Genomic DNA, 25,216 nt, shown 5'->3' with positions numbered 1-25,216 from the left:
CTTTTTGCTTTACTTTAAGGGTTTAGTTCCAAAAATAAAGCTAACAATGATACAGAAAAGCATTTCAAAAATTTAAAATGAATCCCACCATTTCCATTGTCGTTGCCATTTTCAACCGGAGAGATGAACTTTTCGAGCTGCTTAATTCTCTGAATGCGCAGACCGATAAAGATTTTGAAGTAATTATCGTAGACGACGGTTCGCTGATTGATCTCAAGCCAACGGTTCGCAATTTTGAAGATATTTTACACATTAAATACTTCCGAAAGCAAAATTCCGGGCCGGGACTGTCAAGAAATTTTGGTGCTGAAAAAGCGGTAAATGACTGGCTCGTTTTTGTCGACAGCGACGTGATTGTGGAGAACGGTTATATTGAAGATATAAAAAAGGATATCCTCGCCATTCCTTGCGATGCCTTTGGTGGTGCCGACAAAGCACACCGCGGTTTCAATCTTATGCAGAAAGCGATTTCGTATTCCATGACCTCGGTTTTCACAACCGGTGGCATTCGAGGAAATAAAAAATCGGTTTCAAAGTTTCAGCCGCGAAGTTTTAATATGGGTATTAAAAAAGACGTTTTTCAGAAAGTCGGCGGATTTTCGGAAATGCGGATCGGGGAAGATCCTGATCTTTCGATGACGCTTTGGGAAAAAGGTTTCACCACGGCATTTTTCCACGATATTGCGGTTTATCACAAACGCAGAGTAGATTTCGGTAAATTTTCAAAACAGGTGTATCAGTTTGGCTGTGCGCGTCCGATTCTCAATCAGCGTCATCCCAATTATGTTAAAATATCTTTCGCGTTTCCCACGATTTTTCTTCTGGGATATTTCATGGGTTTTCTTGAGTATTTTATTTTACAGAGAGGTCTTATTCTCTCTTTTTATGGTCTGTACACTTTTTTGGTTTTAATACATGCTACCGTTGTAACGAAAAACCTGGGTATCGCTGGAATGGCAGTTATTTCAACCTACATTCAGATGTTCTCCTACGGTTACGGGTTTTTAAAATCCTGGTTTAAACTGAATATTTTAAAAATGAAGCCTGAAGATGCCTTTCCAAAACATTTTCATAAAAGCTGAGGTGTTATTTAGATTAAAACACCGTGTTTGGAAGCCACAGGATCAGGAAGGTCGTTGTGTTCGTCGATGATCTGTAACAGATCAATCTCAATCGTACGGCAGATGGAAAGCATCGGAATATCAAACATTAAGCCTGAAAATGGGTTTTCAGAATAATCGCCGACAAGCTCCATAACTACATAAATCCAGCCGACTACCACACAGAACGGAATGCACGTCCAGACGCCATAATCACCAAGTTTGCTGAATTCACTTACCAGACCGAGCGGCAGCATGATGATAAAGATGACAATAAAAATAAACCCGGAATTGGCGAATTGTCTCGGTAGAGGAAACTTTTTAATTCGCTCTGCCTGTCCCTGGAAATCGTAGAAATCATTCTGACAGTTTTGAAGCTGCATGTGTTCAAAGTCTGTAAAAACACTTTCATTTCTCAGATCAACAAGATCTTTTGCCTGTTTTGCAATAAGATGCGTCGCAAAATTTTTGTACTTATCCTGATTTTCAAATTCTTCGTCGGTAAGATATTTTTTCTGAAAAAGGGGCGTACGGACTGCATCTGAAAAAGCCGCTTTTATCTGACGGTGCCGCCTAACATTAATCCCGATAAAATTCCTTTCAATACTTAGATGTTCCCATTCTGTGGATGCCAGAAGCTGATCTTTTAAAGTATAGAGCCATGCAATATGACGGTAAACCAGTTGTTTTTTTCGGATGACAATATCTCCGGTGTTGTGTTTACTATTGCCAAAATTGTACACCATTACACTGAATGACCTGCTGGAATTTACGATAGCACCCCAGATTTTTCTTGCTTCCCATAGCCGGTCATAAGCTTGATTGCTTTTGAAACCAACGAAAATCGATACAGAAGTTCCGACGAGGGTTAATGGTACCAGAGGAATGGTCATCCATTCCCATGCAGTGAACTGATAGACAGCTGCCACAAGGGTAGACCATGCAGTCAGCCAGATCAGGTGCATGCCCGCAAGATTGAGGATTTGTTTAGAATTGAAATATTTTGTGGTAATCATCTGTGGTATTTGTGTTGTTTGTTGCAACGTAACAAAAACCGTACAAAAAAAAACTCCGATGCAGAATCGGAGTTTTTTATTTTTAATATTTCAGCATTTCTTCAATCTTTGCTGCGAGCTTTTCGGCGTTGGGCAGCATTTCTTTTTCCAGAATTAAATTAATCGGAACGGCTGGCGTGTCAAGCGATCCCAATGTTTCTACCGGCGCATCAAGATATTTGAAACAGTTTTTAGAAATACGGTGCGCAAAAGCTTCTGCAAAAGAGTTGTTGAGTTGTTCTTCCGTTAAAACAATACATTTTCCGTGCGCTTTTACACGGTCAAAAACAAGATTTTCATCCAAAGGAATTATTGTACGCAGATCGATAACTTCCACTTTTCCACCGAAATTTTTCACGGCTTCTTTTGCCCAGTAAACGCCCATTCCATAAGTAACGACCACAACTGTGTTTCCTTTTTTAATCTCATTTTCATCAGCAGCGACAGTGATATTTGCTTTTCCGAATGGCAAAATATAATCTTCAGCAGGCTCGATGGTTTTTGCGTCTTCTGTTCCGGGAACTTTGCTCCAGTACAGACCTTTATGCTCAAGCATAATTACAGGATTCGGATCGTAATAGGCTGCTTTAAGCAAACCTTTAAAATCTGCTGCGTTGCTTGGATACGCGATTTTTATTCCTTTGATATTAGCCAAAATACTTTCTACACTTCCGCTGTGATAAGGTCCGCCACCGCCGTAAGCGCCAATCGGAACGCGGATAATGTTGCTCACCGGAAATTTTCCGTTGCTTAAATAATTTGATTTGGAAATCTCTGTTATCAGCTGGTTGATGCCCGGATAAATATAATCGGCAAACTGAACTTCCACAATTGGTTTTAAACCGACCGCGCTCATTCCTGTTGTAGAACCGATGATATACGCTTCCTGAATGGCCGTGTTAAAAACTCTTTTATTCCCGAATTTTTTTCCTAAAGTCACGGTCTCACGGAAAACGCCGCCAATTCTTTCACCAACGTCCTGTCCGTACAGTAATGCTTCAGGATGTTTCCACATAATCTCCTGAATGGCATGAATCGCAGCGTCAACCATTACGATTTTCTCGCCGCCTTCCGGCTCGCGCGTTCCCACCTCTTCAGTAATGGGCGTTGGAGCAAAAATATGGTGCATCACCGTTTCCGGTTTCGGATCTTCGGCTTTCTGGGCTTTTTCAAAAGCTTCTTCAGCCTCAAGTCTTGCTTTTTTCGTGATCTGCTTTAATACAGCTTCATCGGTGCCGCTTTCCAAAAGTTGATTTCGCAAAATTTCACCCGGATCTTTTGCTCTATGTTTCGTTAAATCATTTTCGTCGCGGTAAAATTCTCTTCTCACTCCGGAAGTATGATGACCGATCAAAACAGTTTTCGCACAGACCACCAACGGTTTTCTTTCTTCACGAACGAAATCCACGGCTTTTTTCATTACGTCGAAACTTTCCATAAAATCGGTTCCGTCTACGCGCATACGGCCGAGACCTTCAAAACCGGCCACAAAATCGTACGCATCGCAAGTCCGGGCTTCTTCTTTCGTTACAGAAATTCCCCATTCGTTATCCTGAACCAGGAAAATAATAGGCAACTGATGCAGCGCCGCAAACTGGAATGCTTCACTCACTTCACCTTCAGTCACAGAATTGTCACCGAGACTGCAGACAACGACAGGATTGTTTTCAAACTGCTCAATATTAAATTCCTCAATATATTTTATGCCTTGCGCAACGCCGGTTGTAGGAATGGTCTGCATTCCGGTTGCCGAACTTTGGTGAATGATTTTAGGCATATTTTCATTCCTGCTGGATGGATGCGAATAATATGATCTTCCGCCCGAAAAAGGATCATCCGCTTTAGCCAAAAGCTGAAGCATTAATTGATACGGTTCAAAACCGATTCCCAGCAAAATACTTTCATCACGGTAATATGGAGAAACCCAGTCTTCTTTCTTCAGCTGATACGCAGTCGCCAGCTGAATCGCCTCATGGCCCCGCGATGTACTGTGCACATACTTAGTTACATTGCGGTTTTCTTCGTAGATATCTGCCATCGCTTTGGCAAGCATCATATGGTTGTAAGCTTTAAGTAAAATATCCTGAGAAACTTTGTTGTGAAGTGTATTTTCCATAGTCGACAAAGATAAACAAAAAAGAAAACACTAACAATCGTTCGCATGTACTGCATTTTCCGCAAAACCGATATTTTGGATGCAGAGAATCGCCTCAACGGCTTTTTTTTAGTTTAAAATTGAAGTAACTTTACCTGCTCATTTCACCTCAACTTTTCACGAGATATGTATTTAGTTTTTGATACCGAAACCACAGGTTTACCAAAGAATTTCAACGCACCGCTTTCAGATTCCGATAACTGGCCAAGAATGGTACAGATCGCCTGGCAGCTGCATGATGATGACGGTACGCTTGTAGAAAATCAGGATTATATTATTAAACCTGAAGGCTATGATATTCCTTTTAATGCCGCAAGAATTCACGGGATTACCACGAGAATCGCACAGGAAGAGGGGCGTGATCTGCATGAGGTTTTAATGGAATTTGCTCAGGTTTTAGAACGTGTAAGAGTAGTTTCTGGCCATAACGTGGAGTTTGATTACAATATCGTAGGTGCAGAAATGTACCGGAAAAATATTAAAGACAATCTTCAGGAAAAGCCAAAAGCCGATACCATGATTTTGGGAACCGAATATTGTCAGCTTGGTGGCGGAAGAGGCGGAAAATACAAATCTCCAAAACTTGAAGAACTCTACGAAAAGCTTTACGGACATAAGTTTGATGAAGCGCATAATGCCGCAGCTGATGTAAATGCGACAGCGCAGGTTTTTTTCGAAATGATGCGTATCGGGATTATTCCCTCTGAAGTTTTAAAAATTTCTGAAGATCAGCTCACGTATTTCAAAACCTTGCATCCGGATCCGATCAGACCGTTCAGTATTATTATCAGAAGGCAGGTTGCGGATTTCAACAGCAAGAAAAAGCAGACGGATGTTGGCAGCATCGATGATGTCGATCTTGGAAGATATTTTAATTTTAATAACCACAGTGTTTTTTCTACACTTTCGGCGACTTCAAGCATCGGCGATTTAATTAAAAAAGCAACCGAAGACCACTTTCCGGCGGTAGGAATAGTGGATTTGGGGAACATGATGGGTGCTTTCAAATTTGTTTCGGCAGTAGAATCTGCCAACGCAGACCGTGCGAAAAAGCATAAAGAATTTTTAGATAAAAAACAGGAAGCCCAAGAAAGCGGAACTGATTTTAATGATAAAGAACCGGTTTCCGAACCTCTGATTCCGGTGGTTGGTTGTGAATTTTATATTTCAGACCGTCCGGAACAGAAACAGTTTACAAAAGATGATCCCGACCGCAGAACGCAGGTGGTTTTGCTGGCAAAAGATTTTAACGGCTATAAAAATTTGGCAAAACTTTCCAGCATCGGTTTTCTGAAAGGATTTTATTTTGGCGTACCGAGAATCAGCCGCGAAATGATTGCTGAATATAAGGAAGGACTGATCGCGCTCACTTCGGGCATTAACGGCGACATTCCGGATGCGGTTTTGAATACCGGTGAGCAGAAAGGTGAGGAGCTTTTCAGATGGTGGAAAGAAACTTTTCAGGATGATTTTTATGTACAGATTCAGAATCATAAACTGCCGGAAGAAGAGCATTTAAATGATGTATTGCTGCATTTTGCCGATAAATATGAGGTGAAGATTTTAGCACAGAATGAAACTTTTTACACCGGAAAAGATGATGTCAGTATTCAGGATATCGTAAGCTGTATCAAAGACGGTGAAAAGCTTTCAACACCGGTCGGTAAAGGTTTTGGCAAGAGAAAAGGTCTGGCAACAGGCGAATATTATATTAAAAATTCAGATGAAATAAAAGAAGCATTTTTGACGTATCCTGATGCTTTTGAGGCATACGACGAGTTTACGGCGAAGTTTAAACCCTATACTTTGAAACGCGATGTTTTGCTTCCAAAATTTGATATTCCTGCAGAATTTATTCATGCTGAAGATGAAGCAGATGGCGGTAAACGCGGTGAAATGGCGTATCTGACACATCTTACTTTTGAAGGCGCCAAAAAACGGTACGCTGAGACCGGGATTACACCTGAAATAAAAGAACGTCTCGATTTTGAACTCGAAGTCGTGGCAAATACCGGTTATCCAGGATATTTCCTCATCGTGCAGGATTTCTGTAATGAAGCGCGTAATATGGGTGTTTGGGTGGGTCCGGGACGTGGATCGGCCGCAGGTTCTGCGGTTGCCTACTGCATCGGAATTACCAACGTGGATCCTATTAAATACGATTTGCTTTTTGAGCGTTTTCTGAATCCGGAAAGGGTTTCGATGCCCGATATCGATATCGATTTTGATGATGAAGGAAGAGATAAAATCATCAAATGGGTTGTTGAAAAATACGGTAAAAATCAGGTAGCGCAGATTATTACATACTCGGTTTTGGGTGGAAAATCGGCGATCAAAGATGCAGGAAGAGTTTTGGATTTGCCAATTCCAGATACGAATAACATCGCAAAACTGATTCCTTCGACACCGGGAATGAATATCGCAAAGGCTTTATCTAAATATGATAAGCTGAAACCGGAAGATCAGATGCTGGTAGATGAGATGAAATATGTTCTCAATAATCCTGAAGATCCGCGTCATGATGTTCTCGAAAGTGCCATGAAAATGGAAGGCTGTATCCGAAATACAGGAATTCATGCTTGTGGAGTGATTATCACGCCGGAAGATGTGAGCAACTTGGTTCCTGTGACGATTGCCGCAAAAGATGCCGATATTCTGGTCTCTCAGTTCGACAACTCAGTCGCGGAAAGTGCGGGACTTCTGAAAATGGACTTTCTGGGTTTGCGTACGCTGACCATTATTAAAGATGCTTTGAAACTCGTAAAATCAAGACATAATATTGACATCAATCCGGATGATATTCCGCTGGATGATACCAAAACATACCAGCTATTTAAAGAGGGAAGAACGGTGGGGATTTTCCAGTATGAAAGTCCGGGAATGCAGAAATACATGCGCGAACTGAAGCCAACGGTTTTTGCGGATCTGATTGCCATGAACGCGCTGTACCGTCCGGGACCGATTAAATATATTCCAAACTTCATCAACCGGAAACACGGTATCGAAGAAATTATTTATGATCTCGACGAGACTGAAGAATATTTACAGGAAACCTACGGCATTACAGTGTATCAGGAGCAGGTAATGCTGCTTTCGCAGAAACTGGCGAATTTTACCAAAGGTGAAGCCGATACATTGAGAAAAGCGATGGGGAAAAAAGACCGCCCGACGCTGGATAAAATGTTCCCGAAATTTTTGAACGGTGGTAAAGCCAACAATCTGGATGAGGTAAAACTCAACAAAATCTGGAAAGACTGGGAAGCCTTTGCAGAATATGCTTTCAACAAATCTCACTCGACCTGCTATGCGTTGATCGCTTATCAGACCGCATATCTGAAAGCTAATTTTCCGGCAGAATATATGGCGAGTGTGATGAGCAACAACATCAACAATACCGAGTCGATCACCATGTTTATGGAAGACTGCAAAAGTATTGGTGTGGATGTTTTGGGGCCTGATGTGAATGAATCGCAGTATAAATTTTCGGTGAATGAAAAAGGCCAGATTCGCTTTGGTCTCGGTGCAATAAAAGGAATCGGGGAAGGGCCGAGTGAGGCAATTACGAAAGAAAGAGCCAACGGAAGATTTAAAAATATCTATGACTTTTTCGAAAGAATTCTGCCGTCTCAGATGAATAAAAGAGTGGCAGAAAGTTTGGTTTTGGCAGGCGCTTTTGACGAATTTAAAATGTATCACCGCGGACAGTATTTTGATATTGACATGGCGGGCAGAACAAATATTGAAAGGTTAATTCGCTATGGGCAGAGTTTTCAGGAGAGTAAAAATGAGATGGAAAATTCTCTGTTTGCCGATTTTGCTGATGAGGTTCAGATCGAGCAGCCAAAACTCGCACCTTGCCCGGAATGGCCGAATATGCACAAATTAAATAAGGAAAAGGAAATCATCGGTTTCTATCTTTCTGCACATCCGCTGGATGAGTTCAAATTTCATTTTGAATTTATGCAGGGAAAACTCTCCAAAAAATCGGTTTTGGAAAAAGACGAAGAAGAAAAAATTACCATCGCAGAAATCCCTGTTATCGAAGCGCAGGATCTGGAAGAATTGGTTGATCTTACCGAAATTGTTGCCGACGATTTAGTTGCAGGTGAAGAAGAAATCATAGAAGAAACGGTGAAAAAAGCAGAACCAAAAGGTAATTTTGGGTTTCTGAATCTGGATGAAGTAGATGCCTGTAAAGATCAGGCGTTTGCCAATAAGCCGGCAGAACTTTTTGAAGAGAAGAAAAAAGACTGGAAGACGCTCCAGAAAGAACGCGAAAATGGCGGCAGCGGAAAAGAATATACCGTCGCCGGTTTGATCACTGAATACGTGGTGAAAGACGGTTTTAAAAGCGGTGAAAAAGTCGCATTTCTTACCCTGGAAGATTATTCGGGATCGTATTCTTTCAGACTGGGCGACCGCGATTATATGAAACTGAAAGAAAAGCTGGAAGTGCAGCGTTTTGTGATTCTAAAAATAAAATTTGCGCAGGTAAAAGATGGCCGCGTTTTCGTGAACGTCACCGAAGTGATCGAATTGCAGGAAGCATTTGATAAATTCGCAAAAAGCATTTCTTTGGTGATGGATGTGATGGATTTCCGGCCGGAAGATCTGGAGTTTTTCCGTCATGTTCTGGATGATAATAAAGGATCACAAAAATTCAAATTCCTCATAAAAAGTCTGGAAGAAGATGCGCACATCGAGCTTCAGTCGATGCGGTACTCGGTTTCTGTGAACGAAAATCTGATTAAAGAGATCCAGTTGCTGAAGAAATATGAGTTTTATCTGAATTGATAAAAAGATTTGGATCCAGATAGGTTAGATTTATCACTAAAACATAAATAATTATATTTTTTTTATTTCCAGATTTGTAAATTATTTCTCTAAAGTCTGCTAAAATGGTAGACAATATAGCATAAGGTTTATTGATAATTAAATAATTCTATATAATTTTTGCTTTCAATAATACCTTATATTATGAATTAGTCAAGTGTATTTAATAATTCTTAAGAATTTGATAATTTTAATATTGAAATTTAGTAATATTACTGCTGAATTTTAATATTTTAATTATGAAAAAAAATCTATTATCGTGTCTCTTTTTTCTGATGGCCACGATACTGAATGCGCAGGTTACCCTTGGTACCGGAAGTGCGCAAGGGGGTATTTCTCCAGTTGATGTAAATTATGGGTTTAATTATACTCAGCAGATTTTCACTAAAAGTGAAATAAATGCTTCTGCTGCAGGCAGTATTACTGGGATAAAATTTTACTTGCCTGCCAATGCAGATATAAGTAAGTCTAATGACTGGGTCGTTTACGCAGGTCTGACCTCAAAAACGAGTTTTTCAGATACATCCGATTGGATTCCGCTAAGCGCGATGACACAGGTTTTTTCGGGTATTGTAAATGTAGTAAATGGTGAAGTGACGGTAACTTTCGCGTCCCCTTTTGCATACAATAACGTTGATAACCTTGTTATCGCTGTTGACGAGAATACCCCAGACTTCACAGCATCAAGTAATAGGTTCTATACTTTTACCGGACCTTCAAACAGCTGTATATATCTTCGTAGTGACACTGTAAATCCGGATCCTGCTAGTCCAACAGTGGGCACAAGAACTACGACAAAATCTGCAGCGACATTAATAGGATTGACTCCCGCATCAATACCTGCATGTCCGGTAGTTTCAACACCTGCAGCGGCAGCAACCGGAGTTTCTGTGGTGCCTACGATTTCTTGGGCGGCATCGAACTTTGCTTCTTCCTATAAAATAAGTGTTGGTACTACTGCTGGTGGTACGAACATACTCAATATGCAGGATGTTGGTATCGCAACATCTTACACTTTAAATTCGTCATTGAATTTCAATACTCAATATTACTATACTGTTTATGCTTCCAACGCTGCTGGTGTCTCTTCTGGATGTTCAGAACGTACCTTTACAACTTCTGCCACTCTTACATGTCCATCCGTAAGTGCACCTACTGCTGCGCAAGCGAATATGCCATTGAGAACGACATTTACATGGGGCGCTGTAAGTGGTGCACAAGGATATCGATTAAGTATCGGGACTTCAGCTGGCTCTGTTAATATCTTAAATAATTTTGATGTTGGTAATATTACAACGTATACATTGACGGCGGCCCAGCAGCTTAATCCTTCTACAACGTATTATTATACAATCACAGCCTACAATGGAACTGTAGTTTCGACAGGATGTACAGAAAGAAGTTTTACCACTACTGTGGCGGCGCCTGCTAATGACGAATGCTCCAATGCGGTTACGCTTACCGTAAATCCGGCAGCTGCATGTACAGCAACGACTCCTGGTAACACGCTTGGTGCAACACAGTCGATGGCTGCTACACCTTGTTTTGGTACACCAAATGACGATGTTTGGTATAAATTTACTGCGACATCTTCAAATCATTACATTACAATCTCAAATGTAGTGTCTACAGGTAGTACCTCTACAACAGATATGTACTTTCAGGTTTTGTCTGGAAGCTGCGGAACAATGACAAGTGTACTGTGCTCAGATGATAATTCTAATACAGCGTATGGACTGACTGTGGGGCAAACTTACTATGTGAGAGTCTATACATATTCATCTACTCCAAATGCTTTTGCGAGCTTTAATATTTGCGTGAGTACTGCACCTGCGGCACCATCAAATGACGAGTGTTCTGCTGCGACAACTTTAACGGTAAACGCAGATAACAATTGTGGAGCTGTAACATCAGGTACTACTGTTGGTGCATCTCCTTCAGGAATATCTGTGGGTGCATGTACCGGAACACCGGATGATGATGTTTGGTATAAATTTATAGCAACGACCACATCACACACGTTAGCTCTCAAAAATATTGTAACGGCAGGATCGACATCTTCTACTTCGTTATATGCTCAGGTCTTCAGCGGAACTTGTGGTAATTTAGTAAGTACAACGTGTATCACATCGACGGCTTCTTTTACAAATTTAAGTGGATTGACGGCCGGACAAACATATTTTGTTCGTGTTTATAATTCTGAATCTAATATAGGAACAGCTACATACGCAAACACTTTTGATATCTGCATCGGAACATTGCCGGCTGCACCATCTAATGACGAATGTGCAGCTGCGGTAGCGATCATTCCTTCAGCAAGTCTTACATGTACCAATCCTATTGTAGGAACTACTTTATCTGCTACCAATTCAAATACAGCAGTTACCCCGTGTACAGGTACTGCAGATGATGATGTTTGGTATAAATTTGTAGCTACTAGTGTATCACACCAGGTCATTTTGTCAAATGTTACATCGGTTGGTTCAGCAACATCTTCATCTTTGTACACTCAGGTATTTAGTGGAACATGCGGAACACTGACGAATACTGCATGTGGAACTTCAGTAAATACACCTATTACTGGATTAACGGTTGGGAATACCTATTATGTTAGGGTATATAATTCAAACGCCAATGGTACGGCTTTATACGCGAATAACTTTAATATTTGCATTGGTACGCCTCCGCCTCCGCCAGCAAATGATGATTGTTCAGGGGCTGTCAGTCTCACTGTAAGTAGTACTGCTGTATGTACGGCATTGGTTAGTGGTTCTACAGTAAGTGCTACCCAAAGTACAGGGACGGTGCCTACGTGTTCTGCTACAGGCATTAATGATGATGTATGGTATTCATTTGTAGCGACGTCTGCCAATCATTTGGTAACGACTTTATATTCTGATAATGCAACCACAACACAGGTGTATTCCGGTGCTTGCGGAAGTTTATCTGCAGTGGCGTGTTATGCAGGAGCGTACGGGAATTCAAACATCTTACTTTCAACTTTAACAGTTGGACAGACATATTATGTTAGAGTCTACTCATCTACAGCAACAGCTTCCACAACTTCTAATTTTCAGATTTGTGTGACAACACCAGCGGCAGTTGTTAACGATACATGTGCTACTGCAACGGCTATCACTTGTAATGGCACAGTGCAGGGTAACAACGCACTTGCTCAGGACGAAACATTGCCTTCCTCAACATGTGGAGGAACTACAACCACCGCTAGTTACAAAGGGGTATGGTACTCAGTTACGGCGACACAGAATGGAGCAATTACAATTGATGCATGTGGGTCTAAATTTGATACGTATCTTAGAGTATATACAGGTTCATGTGCGGCGTTAACATGCTTTGCAAATACGTTAGGCGTTGGTTACGCAGACGCTGGCTGTACGTCAACCTTAAATAATGCCTCTACCTTAACTTTCACAGGTGTGGCAGGTACTACATATTATGTTCTTTTAACAAGTTATTCTGCAGCTCAGATGGGAGATTTCTCCATTTCTGTAATTCAGTCTTGCGGATCACTAAGTACTCAAGAGTCAGATAAAAAAGAGAAGATTACATTATATCCAAACCCATTCTCTGATGTTTTAAATATCTCTGATATTAAAAATGTAAAAACAATTTCAATTGTTGATATTGCTGGCAGAGTAGTAAGAACTTTCGATAAACCTTCTGCTACACTTCAGCTTTCTGAATTAAGCTCAGGAATGTATATCGTAGTAATGAATATGAATGACGGTACTAAACAGTCCGTTAAAGTGATTAAAAAATAAAAAGAAAACTTTTTATGTAAACTACCGCCTCATCTTTGAGGCGGTTTTTTTGTGATCAACATCGATGGAGACGGCAGGAAAATGATTCTGCAAAATAAGGATAAGTTCTGAAATTGCTTTGTATAAAGGACTTTACAGGAAACAATATATATCGCTTATTATTAAGTAAGCTTTTTTTTGGACTGTAGAAGTACTTATATTTTTACTAAATAGGTAGTAGTTTTGCATCAGTATTTTTTCACAGTATATTTAGTTAAAATAACACCAAAACTAATTGTTTTTGCTAACGAAAATGTGAACTAAATTTATCGGTTTTGAACCTAAGTGGTTCGAAAATTCAATATCACGAAATATTTGTGAATTAAATTTACGTTCATATATGTGATTGAAAACGGTAGTTTATTGAGATTTTGAAAAATGTAGATTCTTGAATGCTATTATTTCGAATAATTTTCTCAAAATCCCGTATCACAAAACAAAGTGTCATAAATTTGCATGCAGTGAGTTTAATATAACAGAATATGAAAATAGGATATGCCCGAGTTTCAACCAAAGACCAAAATTTAGATCTGCAAATTGAAGCTTTAGAAAAAGCAGGTTGTGAGAAAATTTATCAGGAGAAAATTTCAGGTGCAAAAAAAAATCGTCCTGAGCTTGACAAGATGATTGAACAGTTTAGGGAAGGTGACGAACTTTATGTTTGGCGACTTGACCGGTTAGGTAGAAGTCTAAAAAATATTATTGATCTTGTTTTAAGTTTGAGTGATAAAGGAATTATAATACGGTGACGAACTTTATGTTTGGCGACTTGACCGGTTAGGTAGAAGTCTAAAAAATATTATTGATCTTGTTTTAAGTTTGAGTGATAAAGGAATTATAATAAAAGGTCTTGTGGATGGAGTAGATACTTCAACTATTAATGGACGACTATTTTTGAATCTCATGGCTTCTTTAGCTGAATATGAAAGAGAGTTAATTAGAGAAAGAACYAACGCAGGACTACAATCTGCGAGAGCAAGAGGTAGACTAGGAGGAAGACCAAAGGGCTACACTTCAGAAACAATTTCAAAATTATTACTTCTACGTTCAATTTATAAAGATTTAACACTACGTCCGGAAGATATCTACAAGCCTTTAGGTTTGACTAGGGCAACATTTTACAGATATGCTAAAATTCTTGANACGTTCAATTTATAAAGATTTAACACTACGTCCGGAAGATATCTACAAGCCTTTAGGTTTGACTAGGGCAACATTTTACAGATATGCTAAAATTCTTGACAATAATACGGATGAGGAAATAAAAATGATGGGAATTAAAAAATAATAGATTTTTTATCGATTAGCAATTTGCAACGAGATAAAATGTTCTAGGTTACATATTGACGGTTTACATTCAGAAGAATTACATTATATTAGATGAAATATTTTTGCAATGGAACATACTGCATTTTCTTCCGATGTCATTTCTTCACAGGAATTACTTGATAAGCTTTACCAAAATGGTAATATAAAAACCTACAGGGAAGGTGAAATCATTTTAGATGAAAATGCTTCGATCCGATCTATACCAATTGTAATGAAGGGATTGTTGAAAGTAATACGAACGGAAGAAGATGGAAGAGAAATATTATTATACTATATTAAAGCAGGTGAAAGCTGCATTATGTCTTTTCTTGGTGGAATGCATAACGAAAAGAGTATTGTAAAGGCAGAAGTTGAAGAAGATTCCGAGATACTTTTCTTACCTGTAGAAAAGGTGTCGCTCTTTATCAAAGAATATCCGGAATGGCTGGACTATATTTTCAGACTATATCACAAACGCTTTGAAGAATTACTGGATATTATTAATGCTATAGCTTTTAAAAAGGTAGATGAACGACTACTAAATCTTCTTACTAAAAAAACAGAAATAGCAAATTCAAATATTATAGTCGTTACTCACGAGCAGCTTGCGAATGAACTTGGAACAGCAAGAGTTGTTGTTTCCCGACTTCTTAAGCAATTGGAAGATTCCGAAAAAGTGAAATTGGGAAGAAACAAAATTATTGTTTCAGATCTGAACTAAAATTTTCTTGTGTAACAAAAGTAGCGGTGCAGTAAACAGGAAATATTCATTTTTGTCATATAAAAGTGAAGAGATGGAAATTTTCGGATACGTTGCCGCAATATTTATTGGTATTTCCTTAGGGCTGATAGGAGGAGGAGGAAGTATTCTTACTGTGCCCGTCTTAGTATACCTCTTTGGTATAGATGCCTTCGTAGCCACAGAATATTCACTTTTCATAGTTGGAATTAGCAGTGTGGTCGGTTCAGTTTCCTATTTTAAAAAAGGGCTGGTCAACATAAAAACGGCTTTGGTTTTTGGCGTTCCGTCAATAATTTCTATTTTTTTAACCAGAAATTTTATTTTGCCACTGATTCCAAGTAAGGTTTTTACAATCAGTACTTTAGTGGTGACCAAAGATATTTTATTACTTTTGATCTTTGCAGTATTAATGATCCTTGCCTCCTATAAAATGATTCAAAAAAGGCAAGCAAGACAAACCATTCATTCCGATAAAAACAGCACTCTTTTAATATTGGGAGAAGGTTCTGCAGTTGGGATGTTGACTGGTTTGGTCGGTGCGGGTGGAGGCTTTATGATTATTCCAGCACTCGTCAATCTCCTAAAAATCCCAATGAAGGTGGCCATTGGTACCTCTCTCGTCATTATTTCCCTCAATTCCCTTATCGGTTTTTTTACTTCAATGCATACTGTCTCCATCAACTGGAAACTCCTTGTATCAGTCTCATCCATCTCTATATTAGGGATCATCATAGGGGCACAATTGTCAAAAAAAATAGACGGTGGAAAACTCAAACCTGCTTTCGGCTGGTTCATTCTAACAATGGGGATTTTCATCATCGTAAGAGAAATTTTCTTGTAACTGTTAAGCGACTTTTGCAGTATAATTTTGGCAAAGAATTAATACATCCATCTTCGTTATTTTTTTGCAATAAAGCGAAACAGAAATAATAATTCTTCTGTAACAAAAGTAACCTTAATCCTAAAGATATAATTTTGAAATAAATTAATTAAGTACAATGATAGAAGTTATAAAACAACCCTGGCCGTGGTATATAGCGGGTCCGTTAATAGGGCTTACAGTTCCGGCTTTGCTGATACTGGGCAACAAATCTTTTGGAATCAGTTCCTCTTTAAGGCATATTTGCGCAGCGTGTATTCCTGCCAACATTAATTTTTTCAAATACGACTGGAAAAAAGAACTCTGGAATTTATTTTTCGTCTTCGGAATTGTACTAGGTGGAATCATTGCTTCCCAGTGGCTGATGAATCCGGGAGAAATCTCTGTCAATCCCAACTTAAAGGTTGAGTTAGCAACTTATGGAATTACCGATTACAGCAATCTCGTTCCAGTTCAGTTAATAAATTTTGCCAGTCTGTTAACTTTGAAAGGTTTCATCACAATGGTAGTCGGTGGATTTCTGGTAGGTTTCGGAACACGCTATGCGGGTGGTTGCACCAGTGGACATGCTATTATGGGATTGTCAAATTTACAGTTGCCATCACTCATTGCAACTATTTGTTTTATGGCAGGAGGTTTTTTAATGGCGAATGTGATTTTGCCGATTATTCTTTCACTTTAATTTGAAATAAGATGACAAAAGAAAAAGATGTAAGTCTGCAGGACAGCGTTGGCGCGAAACAAAGCTATTTGACTCAAAAATGGTATTACAATCTGAAATACCTTTTTGTGGGAATAGCATTCGGAATTGTTTTTGTAAAAGCAGAGATCATCAGTTGGTTCAGGATTCAGGAGATGTTCCGTCTGCAGTCGTTTTTTATGTACGGCGTAATCGGTAGTGCAGTTCTTACTGGAATGATTTCAGTGTTTATTATTAAGAAATTCAACATCAAAACAATTTATGGGGAAAAGATTTCAATTGCACCGAAGAAATTTAACAAAGGGCAGATCTATGGCGGATTGATTTTCGGTTTTGGATGGGCGATTACAGGGGCTTGCCCGGGACCCCTTTTTGCACAGATCGGAACGGGAGCATTGGCAGTTGTCGTTACTTTAATCAGTGCTATTTTAGGAACCTGGGTCTATGGATATTTGAGGGATAAATTACCCCACTAATATAATTTTCATTAAAAATCTAATTCTTAGAGAGACTGATTCAGCTTGGATGCAGTCTCTTTTTTTTTCAGGGATGTGTCTTGTTTATCACTGTTGATGATCTGTATTTCTTGATTTATTATCAACTCATCAAATTATTTTCAGACAAATAGTTCAAACCTGATGTATAAGGTAATAGGGCAGCATTCGTTCACTAATCTGTACATTAAAAACTAATATAGAGGATACCGATCAGGCAACGATCTATCAGAAACAATTATAGTTATCTTAATAGAGTGACGACATATAGATTAAAAAAAAATAACTTATGTAACAAAAGTAGCGGTATGGCAATTTACAAACACTGAAATTTGTACTATAAAAATTAAAAGTTTAACCTTTAAAAATTAATGGATGTTTTTTCAGCATATTTACGATAAGAGCCTTGCGCAGGCCAGTTATTTAATCGGTTGTCAGGCGAAGGGCGAAGCCATCATAATAGACGCCAAAAGAGATATTGATATCTATCTGCAGGTTGCCAATGAAAACAATCTAACGATCACGCATGTTGCAGAAACCCACATTCATGCCGATTTCTTATCGGGTTCAAGAGAACTGGCAGAAGTTACAGGAGCAAAAATGTATCTTTCGGATGAAGGTGGTGAAGATTGGCAATATCAGTTTCCACATATCGGATTAACGAATGGAGATACCATTAAATTTGGAAATTTAACTTTAAAAGTGATTCACACACCCGGACATACGCCGGAAAGCATCAGTTTTTTATTGACCGATCATCCTGCAACGGACGAGCCCGTTATGATTTTCACGGGAGATTTCGTTTTCGTGGGAGATATAGGAAGACCCGACCTTTTGGAAAAAGCGGCAGGAATTACAGGAACTCAGGAAAAAGGAGCGAAAGAAATGTTTCAATCTGTTCAGGATTTCAGCAAGTTGCCGGAGTTTATTCAGGTTTGGCCGGGACACGGTGCAGGTTCGGCTTGTGGAAAAGCTTTGGGCGCAGTTCCGAGTTCAACGGTGGGTTATGAAAAAATCAGAAACTGGGCTTTTCAGTATGAAGAAGACGAGGATGGTTTTGTAGAATATCTTTTGGAAGGACAGCCGGAACCTCCAAAATACTTCGCAATGATGAAGAAACTTAACAAAGTGGAAAGACCTTTATTGACAGAAGTTCCAAAACATCCGAAACTTTCCAAAGAAGAATTTTTGAAAGCCTACCAAAGCGGTGTTAAAATTATAGACACAAGAAATAAAGTAGATTTTGCCGCTGGTTTTATACCAAACAGCATCAATATTCAAGGTAATAATTCGTTTTCCACCTGGATGGGATGGATTGTCAATTATTCCGAGCCGTTTATTTTAGTTGCGCAGGAAGAACAAATGGAGGATCTTACCAGAAAACTGATGAGAATCGGGATGGATCAGATGATGGGCTACATTGATGACGTGAAAAATTTAGACTTAGAATTACAGACTGCCGATGTTATTGATATTGAAGAATTCAAATCTTATCTTAACAGAGATGATATTCAGGTGGTTGATGTAAGAAATAAAACCGAATATGACGAAGCACACATCGAAAATGCCGAAAATGTTTTTGTAGGAACATTGGAAGATCATCTTAACGAGATATCCAGTAGTAAGCCGGTGGTCATTCATTGCCAAAGCGGTGATAGAGCTACTATTGCATATTCACTGCTGAAAAAAAATGGATTTGTGAATGTGAAAAATTTTTCAGGCGGAATGAAGGAATGGACGGAAAACGCTAATCCTGTTAAGAAATAAAATGGATTTACTATCATTGTTATTTGGCAAAAAAGCGGGTTCTTTTCTTAAGTGAAGCTTTGTGCTTCGTTTCAAGTTCAGTACTAACAGACAATTAATGTCTTGAAATCCGCTTCTTCGCCAAGTGCTAAAACGTTAGATTAAGTCTCAAAAAACTATAAGTTGTATAACTTTCTCTTAGATGGAAATATTGTGTAAGCTATTAAATTGTTCCAAACCTAATAATAATGAAGCTTACACAGACTTTACTTTTATTCCTGATTTCATTTGTGACTTTTGGACAAAATAAACAATTTCTTTACGAATACAAATTCATTCCTGACTCCACGAAAAAARCTGACGTCAAATCAGAAATAATGATTCTTAATGTCCTGAAAGACCGCTCCGAATATTACAGTGCCGTACGGTACGCTTCAGATTCTGCTCAGGCGGCAGATTTTAAAAAGGGCATCAATTCTATGCCCGCAAATGTTGAATCAGTCAATGAATGGGTGACTAAATATCCGCAATCCAGTCAACTGACGCACACATCTTTTCTCGTTTGGGACAAATATAAAGTGAAGCAAGATGTAGAATTGAAGTGGAAACTCACCAAGGAGTTTTCCAAAATCCTGAATTACAATGTTCAGAAAGCGACTACCGAATTTGGCGATAGAAAATGGACGGCATGGTTTACCAAAGATATTCCCATTCAGGATGGTCCTTATAAATTCAAAGGTTTGCCTGGTCTGATTTTGAAAATAGAAGATGCAACGAAAAGTCATAGTTGGGAACTGAAAGGCATCCGATCCAATCAGGACGAATTTCTCTATCCCGACCTTGGCCAATACAAAATTATTGAATTAAATTACATTCAGTTCGTTAAGAAATTTAGAAGTTACCGCGCCAATCCAACTGCCGATTTGGTAGGACAGATTCCCGACCAGTCAAATGCTGACGGAACAATGCGTACATCAGCAGAAGTCATCAGGGAAATCAATCAGCAAATAATGGCAAAACTGGCTAAAGACAATAATTTGATTGAGCTGAATCTGTTGAAATAAATGTTAACTTCATCAATTACAAATAAAACCCTTCAGGCATTTCTGAAGAATTTTGCTTTTAATGATGTCATGAAATTACGTGATCGCTTGCGTTGCTATTGAAACGCAAATCTACGGGTAAACTCGACCTTTTTTCTCAGTGGTTATCAGCACGGCACATTAGTTATTTAAATTTTATAACTAATATAATCTCAAAAAACGATGAGAAAATGATTTGTAAAATTTCGTAAATTTGAATAATGCCTGAAATTTCAAACAATACTATCCATAATTAATACTTATGAAAATTATATCGATCGTTTTTTTACTTGTTACAGCGATATGTTCCGCTCAAAGTTTGAAATTTGAGAATTCAGAATTTGAAAAAATAGTATTAGCAAAATATCCTGAAATTGACTTAAACAAAAACAATCGTATTGAACAAAATGAAGCTGAAAGTCTGGAAAAACTAAGTTTAATGGAAACAAACTTAACAAATGCAAATGACGTACGGTATTTCAGAAATCTGACCTATTTATCACTTACAATCAACAATATTGAAGAATTTATAATTAAGGATTTTTTTAAATTAGAGAAATTATATATCGCAAGAAATAAGTTGAATAAACTTGAAATTAATAATCTACCATTATTAAATGAATTCGGTTGTGGTTTAAATCAATTAACAACAGTTAAAATTAAAAACTGTCCTAATATTTTATCTTTAAATATGATGGATAATCAAATAAAAAAAATTGACTTAAGTCAATTTAAAAAATTAAAATATTTGACTATTGATAATAATAAATTAGAAAGTCTTGACTTATCTAATAATCTCGACTTGATACAAATTACTATTGACGACAATAACATAAAAACACTTGATATAACGAAAAATCAAAATCTTAAAATGAATATACTATATATTGATGATGATGTCAAGATTATAGGAACACCAGAACAATTATCTGGCTATAAATCAGCAGCAAAAGTTGGACCTCCACCTCCAAGTAAATAAAAACTGCACGCATTAAGATATTTTCAAAATCCAAGTTGAACGGCGTAGAATGGGCATTTGTGCAAAGCATAACTTTCGTTCTTCGCTTGCGCTTTACTTCTAAAAATTCCAGCCTTCTGCAATAAACGAAATTTTAATAAATAATACTAAGTCTCACAAAACGATCATATGAAAGCAAAAAGCTTTCGGTGGAGGAGATTATGAAAGCATCTAAAATTGGAAGTAAAGTTAATAAAATGGCGAAGGGGAAAAGCTACCGGAGGTTTAGTTCAACATCGTATTGGNCCGGTGGAGGAGATTATGAAAGCATCTAAAATTGGAAGTAAAGTTAATAAAATGGCGAAGGGGAAAAGCTACCGGAGGTTTAGTTCAACATCGTATTGGCGAAATGGCGGGTAAGTAAGATGTTGAAAGCTCCTTTTTTAGTCGCAACAGCCTTTTATATTTCCTTTTTTCATAAATTTAGAAAATAATAAAAGGCTGTTGCTTAGCTTAATGCAAAATTGAAAGTATAGGCTTTCTAATCCGCCACTATCGCCAATACGCGGCCCGTTGTGTGCAAAGGTAAACGACCTATTCATCCAAACTTGAGCAAACAATTATTGAAATAGAATTTTAATATATTTACAATGCCAAGATGTTTTTTAAAACAACACTATCATGGACATTACAAATTTGCCAGAAGATTTATTTGAAAATAACTACACGGACACTTCAGACCTGCAAATTGCTAACTACGAGGCGTATAAACTTGTTTCCAAAAATAAGATTAACCTAAACAAAAATGTATTCAGTTTTTTGTTGGACGGACAAAAGGACATTCACTTTTCTAATGACATCGTTTCGATCGATRATACACAATCCTTGCTTCTTGCATCGGGGAATTTTTTAACAACAGAAATTGTAGGGGCAAATAGTTATAGTTGCCTACTCTTTTTCTTTTCTCAAAAAAACATTAATGATTTTTTATTGAAATATGGGCATTTATTTAACCCAAATGACTTAAATAAATCAGCGGCCAGTAGTCCCTATTTCCTTATGGAAAAAGACAATTTTATTATCCATTTTATTAATTCTATTCAACAAATTTATGGTTTGAATCAAACAATCTCTCAAAAGATTCTGGAATTGAAATTTGAAGAAATTATGCTGTATCTGGCTGATAAGTATGGGCAAAGTTTTTTTGTTTATCTACATTCATTATTAATCAATGAAAGAGAATTTTCTTTTAAAATGGTCATTGAAAAAAATCTGTACACGAGTTTGAATATTGACGAGGTCGCTTTTCTATGTAATATGAGYCTGTCTACTTTTAAGCGGAAATTTTTACAATTATATCAAGAGTCTCCRGGAAAATGGTTTCAACTAAAACGACTCAACAAAGCCAAAAAATTATTGCTTAATAATGAAGCAACCCCATCAGAAATCTATATGGACTTTGGTTATGACAGCTTATCAAATTTTAGCACAGCCTTTAAAAACGAATTTGGTTACAGTCCAAAAAACATGATGAAAACTTGACCTTTTTTCATAAGTTTTTGAACTAAATAAAAAAGCACACAAGTTTAAAGGTGCTACATTTGTTAAAACAAAATTGGTTTAATTTAAAAATAAAAAGACATGAAAAAATTAGGATTATTAGTTCGACTAGAAGCTAAAGCAGGAAAAGAAAAAGATGTTGAAGCCTTTATCACAAGTGCATTGCCACTCGCTAATGAAGAAGCAGGTACTGTTACGTGGTATGCGTTCCGTATTGACGCTTCTACATTTGGCATTTTTGACACTTTTTCAGATGAAGAAGGSAGAGAAGCACATCTTGGTGGTAAGATTGCAAAGGCGTTAATGGAAAATGCACCTGAATTGTTGGCTACTGCACCATCTATTGAGAAATTGGACGTTTTAGCGGCTAAATAARCATACCACAATTATTATAAAATGGCAGCCTGTCAAAGTTCTGTAAATGAATTTGGACAGGTTGCCTTTGTTTACAAAACAGCTTCATAATAAATTAAGCTTAGACTGACGAAGAAACCCAGCACACAATAACTAAGCTTTCGTCTTGTCCGCAGGACACGAGATGAAAGCCCGTTGAACGGAAGCTCCGGGAGCTTTTTGGCCGTCTATGGAGTTTKCGATTKTAGGATTTAGGGTAACAAAGCAGTTTTTTGGAATGACTGCTTTTTTTTGTGGCATTTTGGTAGCCTTTGGGAGTAGTTTCTGCGGTTTTTCTTCGCTGCAGAACATGATTTCCCTTACCGGCAAAGGTTATTTTGCAGACAATGGTTGGATAACGAAAAGATATTCCTGCGGCGGACCGCGCTGGCCGAAAAGGGCAATGGTGACTAAATTCCCTTGCTTGCAGCACCGGCATTTATTGAGCAAAGTTTTGGGTTTTGCTTCSGGAGTCCGGATGTTTAAATCTGCCTGTAAATACTGCAGTTTCCCACGCTTCCAGCTGCTGCTCAGGATGCCGTAATGCCGGATCCTTACAAATCTTTTCGGTAAAATATGCATCGAAAACCTCCGGACAAACTCCGTGTTTGCAAGAGTCATTTCCTTTTTTTCGCCGCCTTTGCGGTAATCCTTGTACTCAAAACGGACCTGCTGATCCGTCACTTCTTTTATGCGGTGATTGCTGATGGCGACTTTGTGAGTGTATCTCCCCAAGTACTCGATCACCTGTTTCGGGCCGCCAAATGGTCTTTTGGCATAAACCACCCAGTTTTTGGTGAAGAGTTGATCCATTAAATCCTGGTCTTTAATTCCGGAAGCTCTTAATAAACCCACAAACTTTGCCCGAAAAATTTTGCTAAGCGCTTTTACACAGAAGAGATATTTATCGGTTCTTACTTTCTTTTTCCATTTACCATTTTGATCAATTCCACCGCCCGGAACAATGCAGTGCAGATGCGGATGAAGGCTCAGATTTTGTCCCCAAGTATGCAAAATCGCAATCATTCCGAGCCCAATCTGTTCTATTTTACCGAACTGATTTAAAGTTGCCCAAGTTGCATCAAATAAGGTTTTATACAATAATGCCGGTTGAGAGATCGCCAAACCATTGAGTTCTTCAGGCAAGGTGAAAACCACGTGGTAATAACTGCACGGCAATAATTCCTGCTCGCGTTTCTGGATCCATTCTTCCCGCTTATGACCCTGGCATTGGGGACAGTGGCGGTTTCTGCAGGAGTTGTAGCTGATGACAAGGTTTCTGCAACCGTCACACGCATCCACATGGCCGCCCAAGGCGGCCGTTCGGCAGTTGGACAAAGCCCGCAGCGTCTTTTCCTGATGAGCTGTAAAGTTATGGGTCGATAAATTGATTTTGCGAAGAACTTCTGCTACACTTCCGTCATTACTTCGGGCCTGCATTCCTGCTGCATAAAGTGAATACTGTGTCCAAAGGACTGTGAGCGGTTTTATGTTCGAGCTGGCAGACATGAAGATATTCCATGGTCGATTCGATTCTTTCATGACCCAAAAGTTTTTGAACCATAATGATCGACACACCGTCTTCCAGCAGATGAGTCGCATAACTGTGGCGTAGCGTGTGGGTATGCACCTCTTTGGTGATGCCGGCTTTTTTAGAGATGGTTTTAATCACCCACTGCACACCGCGCTGACTGTGGCGGGAATCAAAATCAGGTTTTTGYAAAGCGCTTTGATCTGTTTTTAAATCAATCTCTTCAATATTTCTGTTTTGATTTCCATTGAATAAATACTGATCCGGATTTTCAACTTTAATAAAAGTTTTCAGTCCCCGGATCAAATGTTCCGATAAWGGCACATACCGGTCCTTGCCACCTTTTGCCTGTACAATGTGAAGCATCTTTCGGTCAAAATCCAGGTGCCGGAGTTCGATACTCCGAACTTCCATGCACCTGAGGCCGCACCCGTAAATCAAACCGATGAGCAKTTTGTGTTTCAGAAGTTCGGCGGCCTGAAGCATACGCCAGATCTCTTCCCGACTGAGGATTACAGGAAGTTTCTTTACTTTAGCAATGGTGGGAAGGTGCAGAAAACCATAAGGCAAACCTTCGGTTTTCAGCAGGAACCGAAGTCCGTAAACGGTATGCTTAAAATACGACTGAGAAGGGGTTTTGGAGCGTTGCTGCAGTTCAAAAAGATAATCTTTGACCTGTTCCGGATCCAGCTCGGTGGGTAACGTTCCAAAGTGCAGCGCCAGGGCCGCCACATGCCGGGAATAATTATCGAACGTTTTGGAGCTCCTGCCCAGGATSGAAATATTTCTTTCGAAGCGTCGCAGCAGTTCTGCAAAACCACTAACTTCGCTCGAGGCGCGGTTCAGAATTTTGTTTAC

The 25,216-nt window shown here is 38.7% G+C and carries 17 protein-coding genes and 1 pseudogene; 14 read left to right on the top strand and 4 right to left on the bottom strand.

Going from position 1 to position 25,216, the window contains the following annotated elements:
• The first annotated feature begins 77 nt into the window (after positions 1-77).
• Positions 78-1,082, top strand: coding sequence for a glycosyltransferase (locus ASG01_RS09945; RefSeq protein WP_055863249.1), 1,005 nt, complete (start codon positions 78-80; stop codon positions 1,080-1,082).
• Between the two features lie 8 nt (positions 1,083-1,090).
• Here ASG01_RS09945 and ASG01_RS09940 read toward each other — a convergent pair whose 3' ends face one another.
• Entirely contained in the window at positions 1,091-2,116 is a 1,026-nt protein-coding gene (locus tag ASG01_RS09940) for a bestrophin family protein (RefSeq protein WP_055863247.1), read from the bottom strand.
• Between the two features lie 82 nt (positions 2,117-2,198).
• Positions 2,199-4,271 (bottom strand): thiamine pyrophosphate-dependent enzyme, encoded by a 2,073-nt coding sequence (locus ASG01_RS09935; RefSeq protein ID WP_055863245.1) that lies wholly within the window; start codon positions 4,269-4,271, stop codon positions 2,199-2,201.
• A 165-nt stretch (positions 4,272-4,436) separates the two neighbouring features.
• Here ASG01_RS09935 and dnaE point away from each other — a divergent pair, with 165 nt between their 5' ends.
• The 13 genes and pseudogenes from dnaE to ASG01_RS09875 all read left to right on the top strand — a co-directional run bounded on the left by dnaE (position 4,437) and on the right by ASG01_RS09875 (position 22,809).
• Positions 4,437-9,104: a DNA polymerase III subunit alpha gene (gene dnaE, locus ASG01_RS09930; RefSeq protein ID WP_055863243.1), complete on the top strand. Its 4,668-nt coding sequence runs from the start codon at positions 4,437-4,439 to the stop codon at positions 9,102-9,104.
• A 278-nt stretch (positions 9,105-9,382) separates the two neighbouring features.
• Positions 9,383-12,925 carry a T9SS type A sorting domain-containing protein gene (locus tag ASG01_RS09925; protein WP_082498347.1) on the top strand — a complete coding sequence of 1,181 codons (3,543 nt, stop codon included), beginning with the start codon at positions 9,383-9,385 and terminating at the stop codon, positions 12,923-12,925.
• Positions 12,926-13,446: 521 nt separating this feature from the next.
• Positions 13,447-13,713, top strand: a complete 267-nt coding sequence (locus ASG01_RS15855) for a recombinase family protein (protein WP_117613437.1) — start codon at positions 13,447-13,449, stop codon at positions 13,711-13,713.
• 154 nt (positions 13,714-13,867) lie between these two features.
• Positions 13,868-14,106: pseudogene (locus tag ASG01_RS15850) on the top strand (recombinase family protein); the annotation flags it as partial.
• A 254-nt stretch (positions 14,107-14,360) separates the two neighbouring features.
• Complete coding sequence (locus ASG01_RS09915; protein ID WP_055863239.1) at positions 14,361-14,993, top strand: Crp/Fnr family transcriptional regulator; 633 nt, start codon at positions 14,361-14,363, stop codon at positions 14,991-14,993.
• Between the two features lie 73 nt (positions 14,994-15,066).
• Complete coding sequence (locus ASG01_RS09910; RefSeq protein ID WP_055863238.1) at positions 15,067-15,855, top strand: sulfite exporter TauE/SafE family protein; 789 nt, start codon at positions 15,067-15,069, stop codon at positions 15,853-15,855.
• A gap of 157 nt (positions 15,856-16,012) precedes the next feature.
• Positions 16,013-16,576, top strand: coding sequence for a YeeE/YedE family protein (locus ASG01_RS09905; RefSeq protein ID WP_055863236.1), 564 nt, complete (start codon positions 16,013-16,015; stop codon positions 16,574-16,576).
• An 11-nt stretch (positions 16,577-16,587) separates the two neighbouring features.
• A complete protein-coding gene (locus ASG01_RS09900; RefSeq protein WP_055863234.1) occupies positions 16,588-17,070 on the top strand; it encodes a DUF6691 family protein in 483 nt (160 codons plus the stop codon).
• 393 nt (positions 17,071-17,463) lie between these two features.
• On the top strand, positions 17,464-18,855 hold the full coding sequence (locus ASG01_RS09895; RefSeq protein WP_055863232.1) for an MBL fold metallo-hydrolase: 1,392 nt from the start codon (positions 17,464-17,466) through the stop codon (positions 18,853-18,855).
• A gap of 227 nt (positions 18,856-19,082) precedes the next feature.
• On the top strand, positions 19,083-19,898 hold the full coding sequence (locus ASG01_RS09890) for a GLPGLI family protein (RefSeq protein WP_055863230.1): 816 nt from the start codon (positions 19,083-19,085) through the stop codon (positions 19,896-19,898).
• A gap of 280 nt (positions 19,899-20,178) precedes the next feature.
• Positions 20,179-20,895, top strand: coding sequence for a hypothetical protein (locus tag ASG01_RS09885; protein ID WP_131725359.1), 717 nt, complete (start codon positions 20,179-20,181; stop codon positions 20,893-20,895).
• 660 nt (positions 20,896-21,555) lie between these two features.
• Positions 21,556-22,416, top strand: coding sequence for a helix-turn-helix domain-containing protein (locus tag ASG01_RS09880; protein WP_082498346.1), 861 nt, complete (start codon positions 21,556-21,558; stop codon positions 22,414-22,416).
• Between the two features lie 99 nt (positions 22,417-22,515).
• Complete coding sequence (locus ASG01_RS09875) at positions 22,516-22,809, top strand: putative quinol monooxygenase (RefSeq protein ID WP_039346170.1); 294 nt, start codon at positions 22,516-22,518, stop codon at positions 22,807-22,809.
• Between the two features lie 351 nt (positions 22,810-23,160).
• On the opposite strand, the gene ASG01_RS09865 is transcribed toward ASG01_RS09875, so the two are convergent.
• Together ASG01_RS09865 and ASG01_RS09860 are read right to left on the bottom strand one after the other, a co-directional pair.
• A complete protein-coding gene (locus ASG01_RS09865) occupies positions 23,161-24,267 on the bottom strand; it encodes an IS91 family transposase (protein ID WP_055863223.1) in 1,107 nt (368 codons plus the stop codon).
• Positions 24,251-25,090 (bottom strand): tyrosine-type recombinase/integrase, encoded by an 840-nt coding sequence (locus tag ASG01_RS09860; RefSeq protein WP_082498345.1) that lies wholly within the window; start codon positions 25,088-25,090, stop codon positions 24,251-24,253. Before ASG01_RS09860 ends, ASG01_RS09865 begins: the two co-directional genes overlap by 17 nt.
• Positions 25,091-25,216: the final 126 nt, after the last annotated feature.

Origin of the sequence: Chryseobacterium sp. Leaf180, assembly GCF_001424585.1 — a bacterium.
GTDB lineage: Bacteria > Bacteroidota > Bacteroidia > Flavobacteriales > Weeksellaceae > Chryseobacterium.
This window is presented reverse-complemented; position numbering and strand designations above follow the sequence as displayed.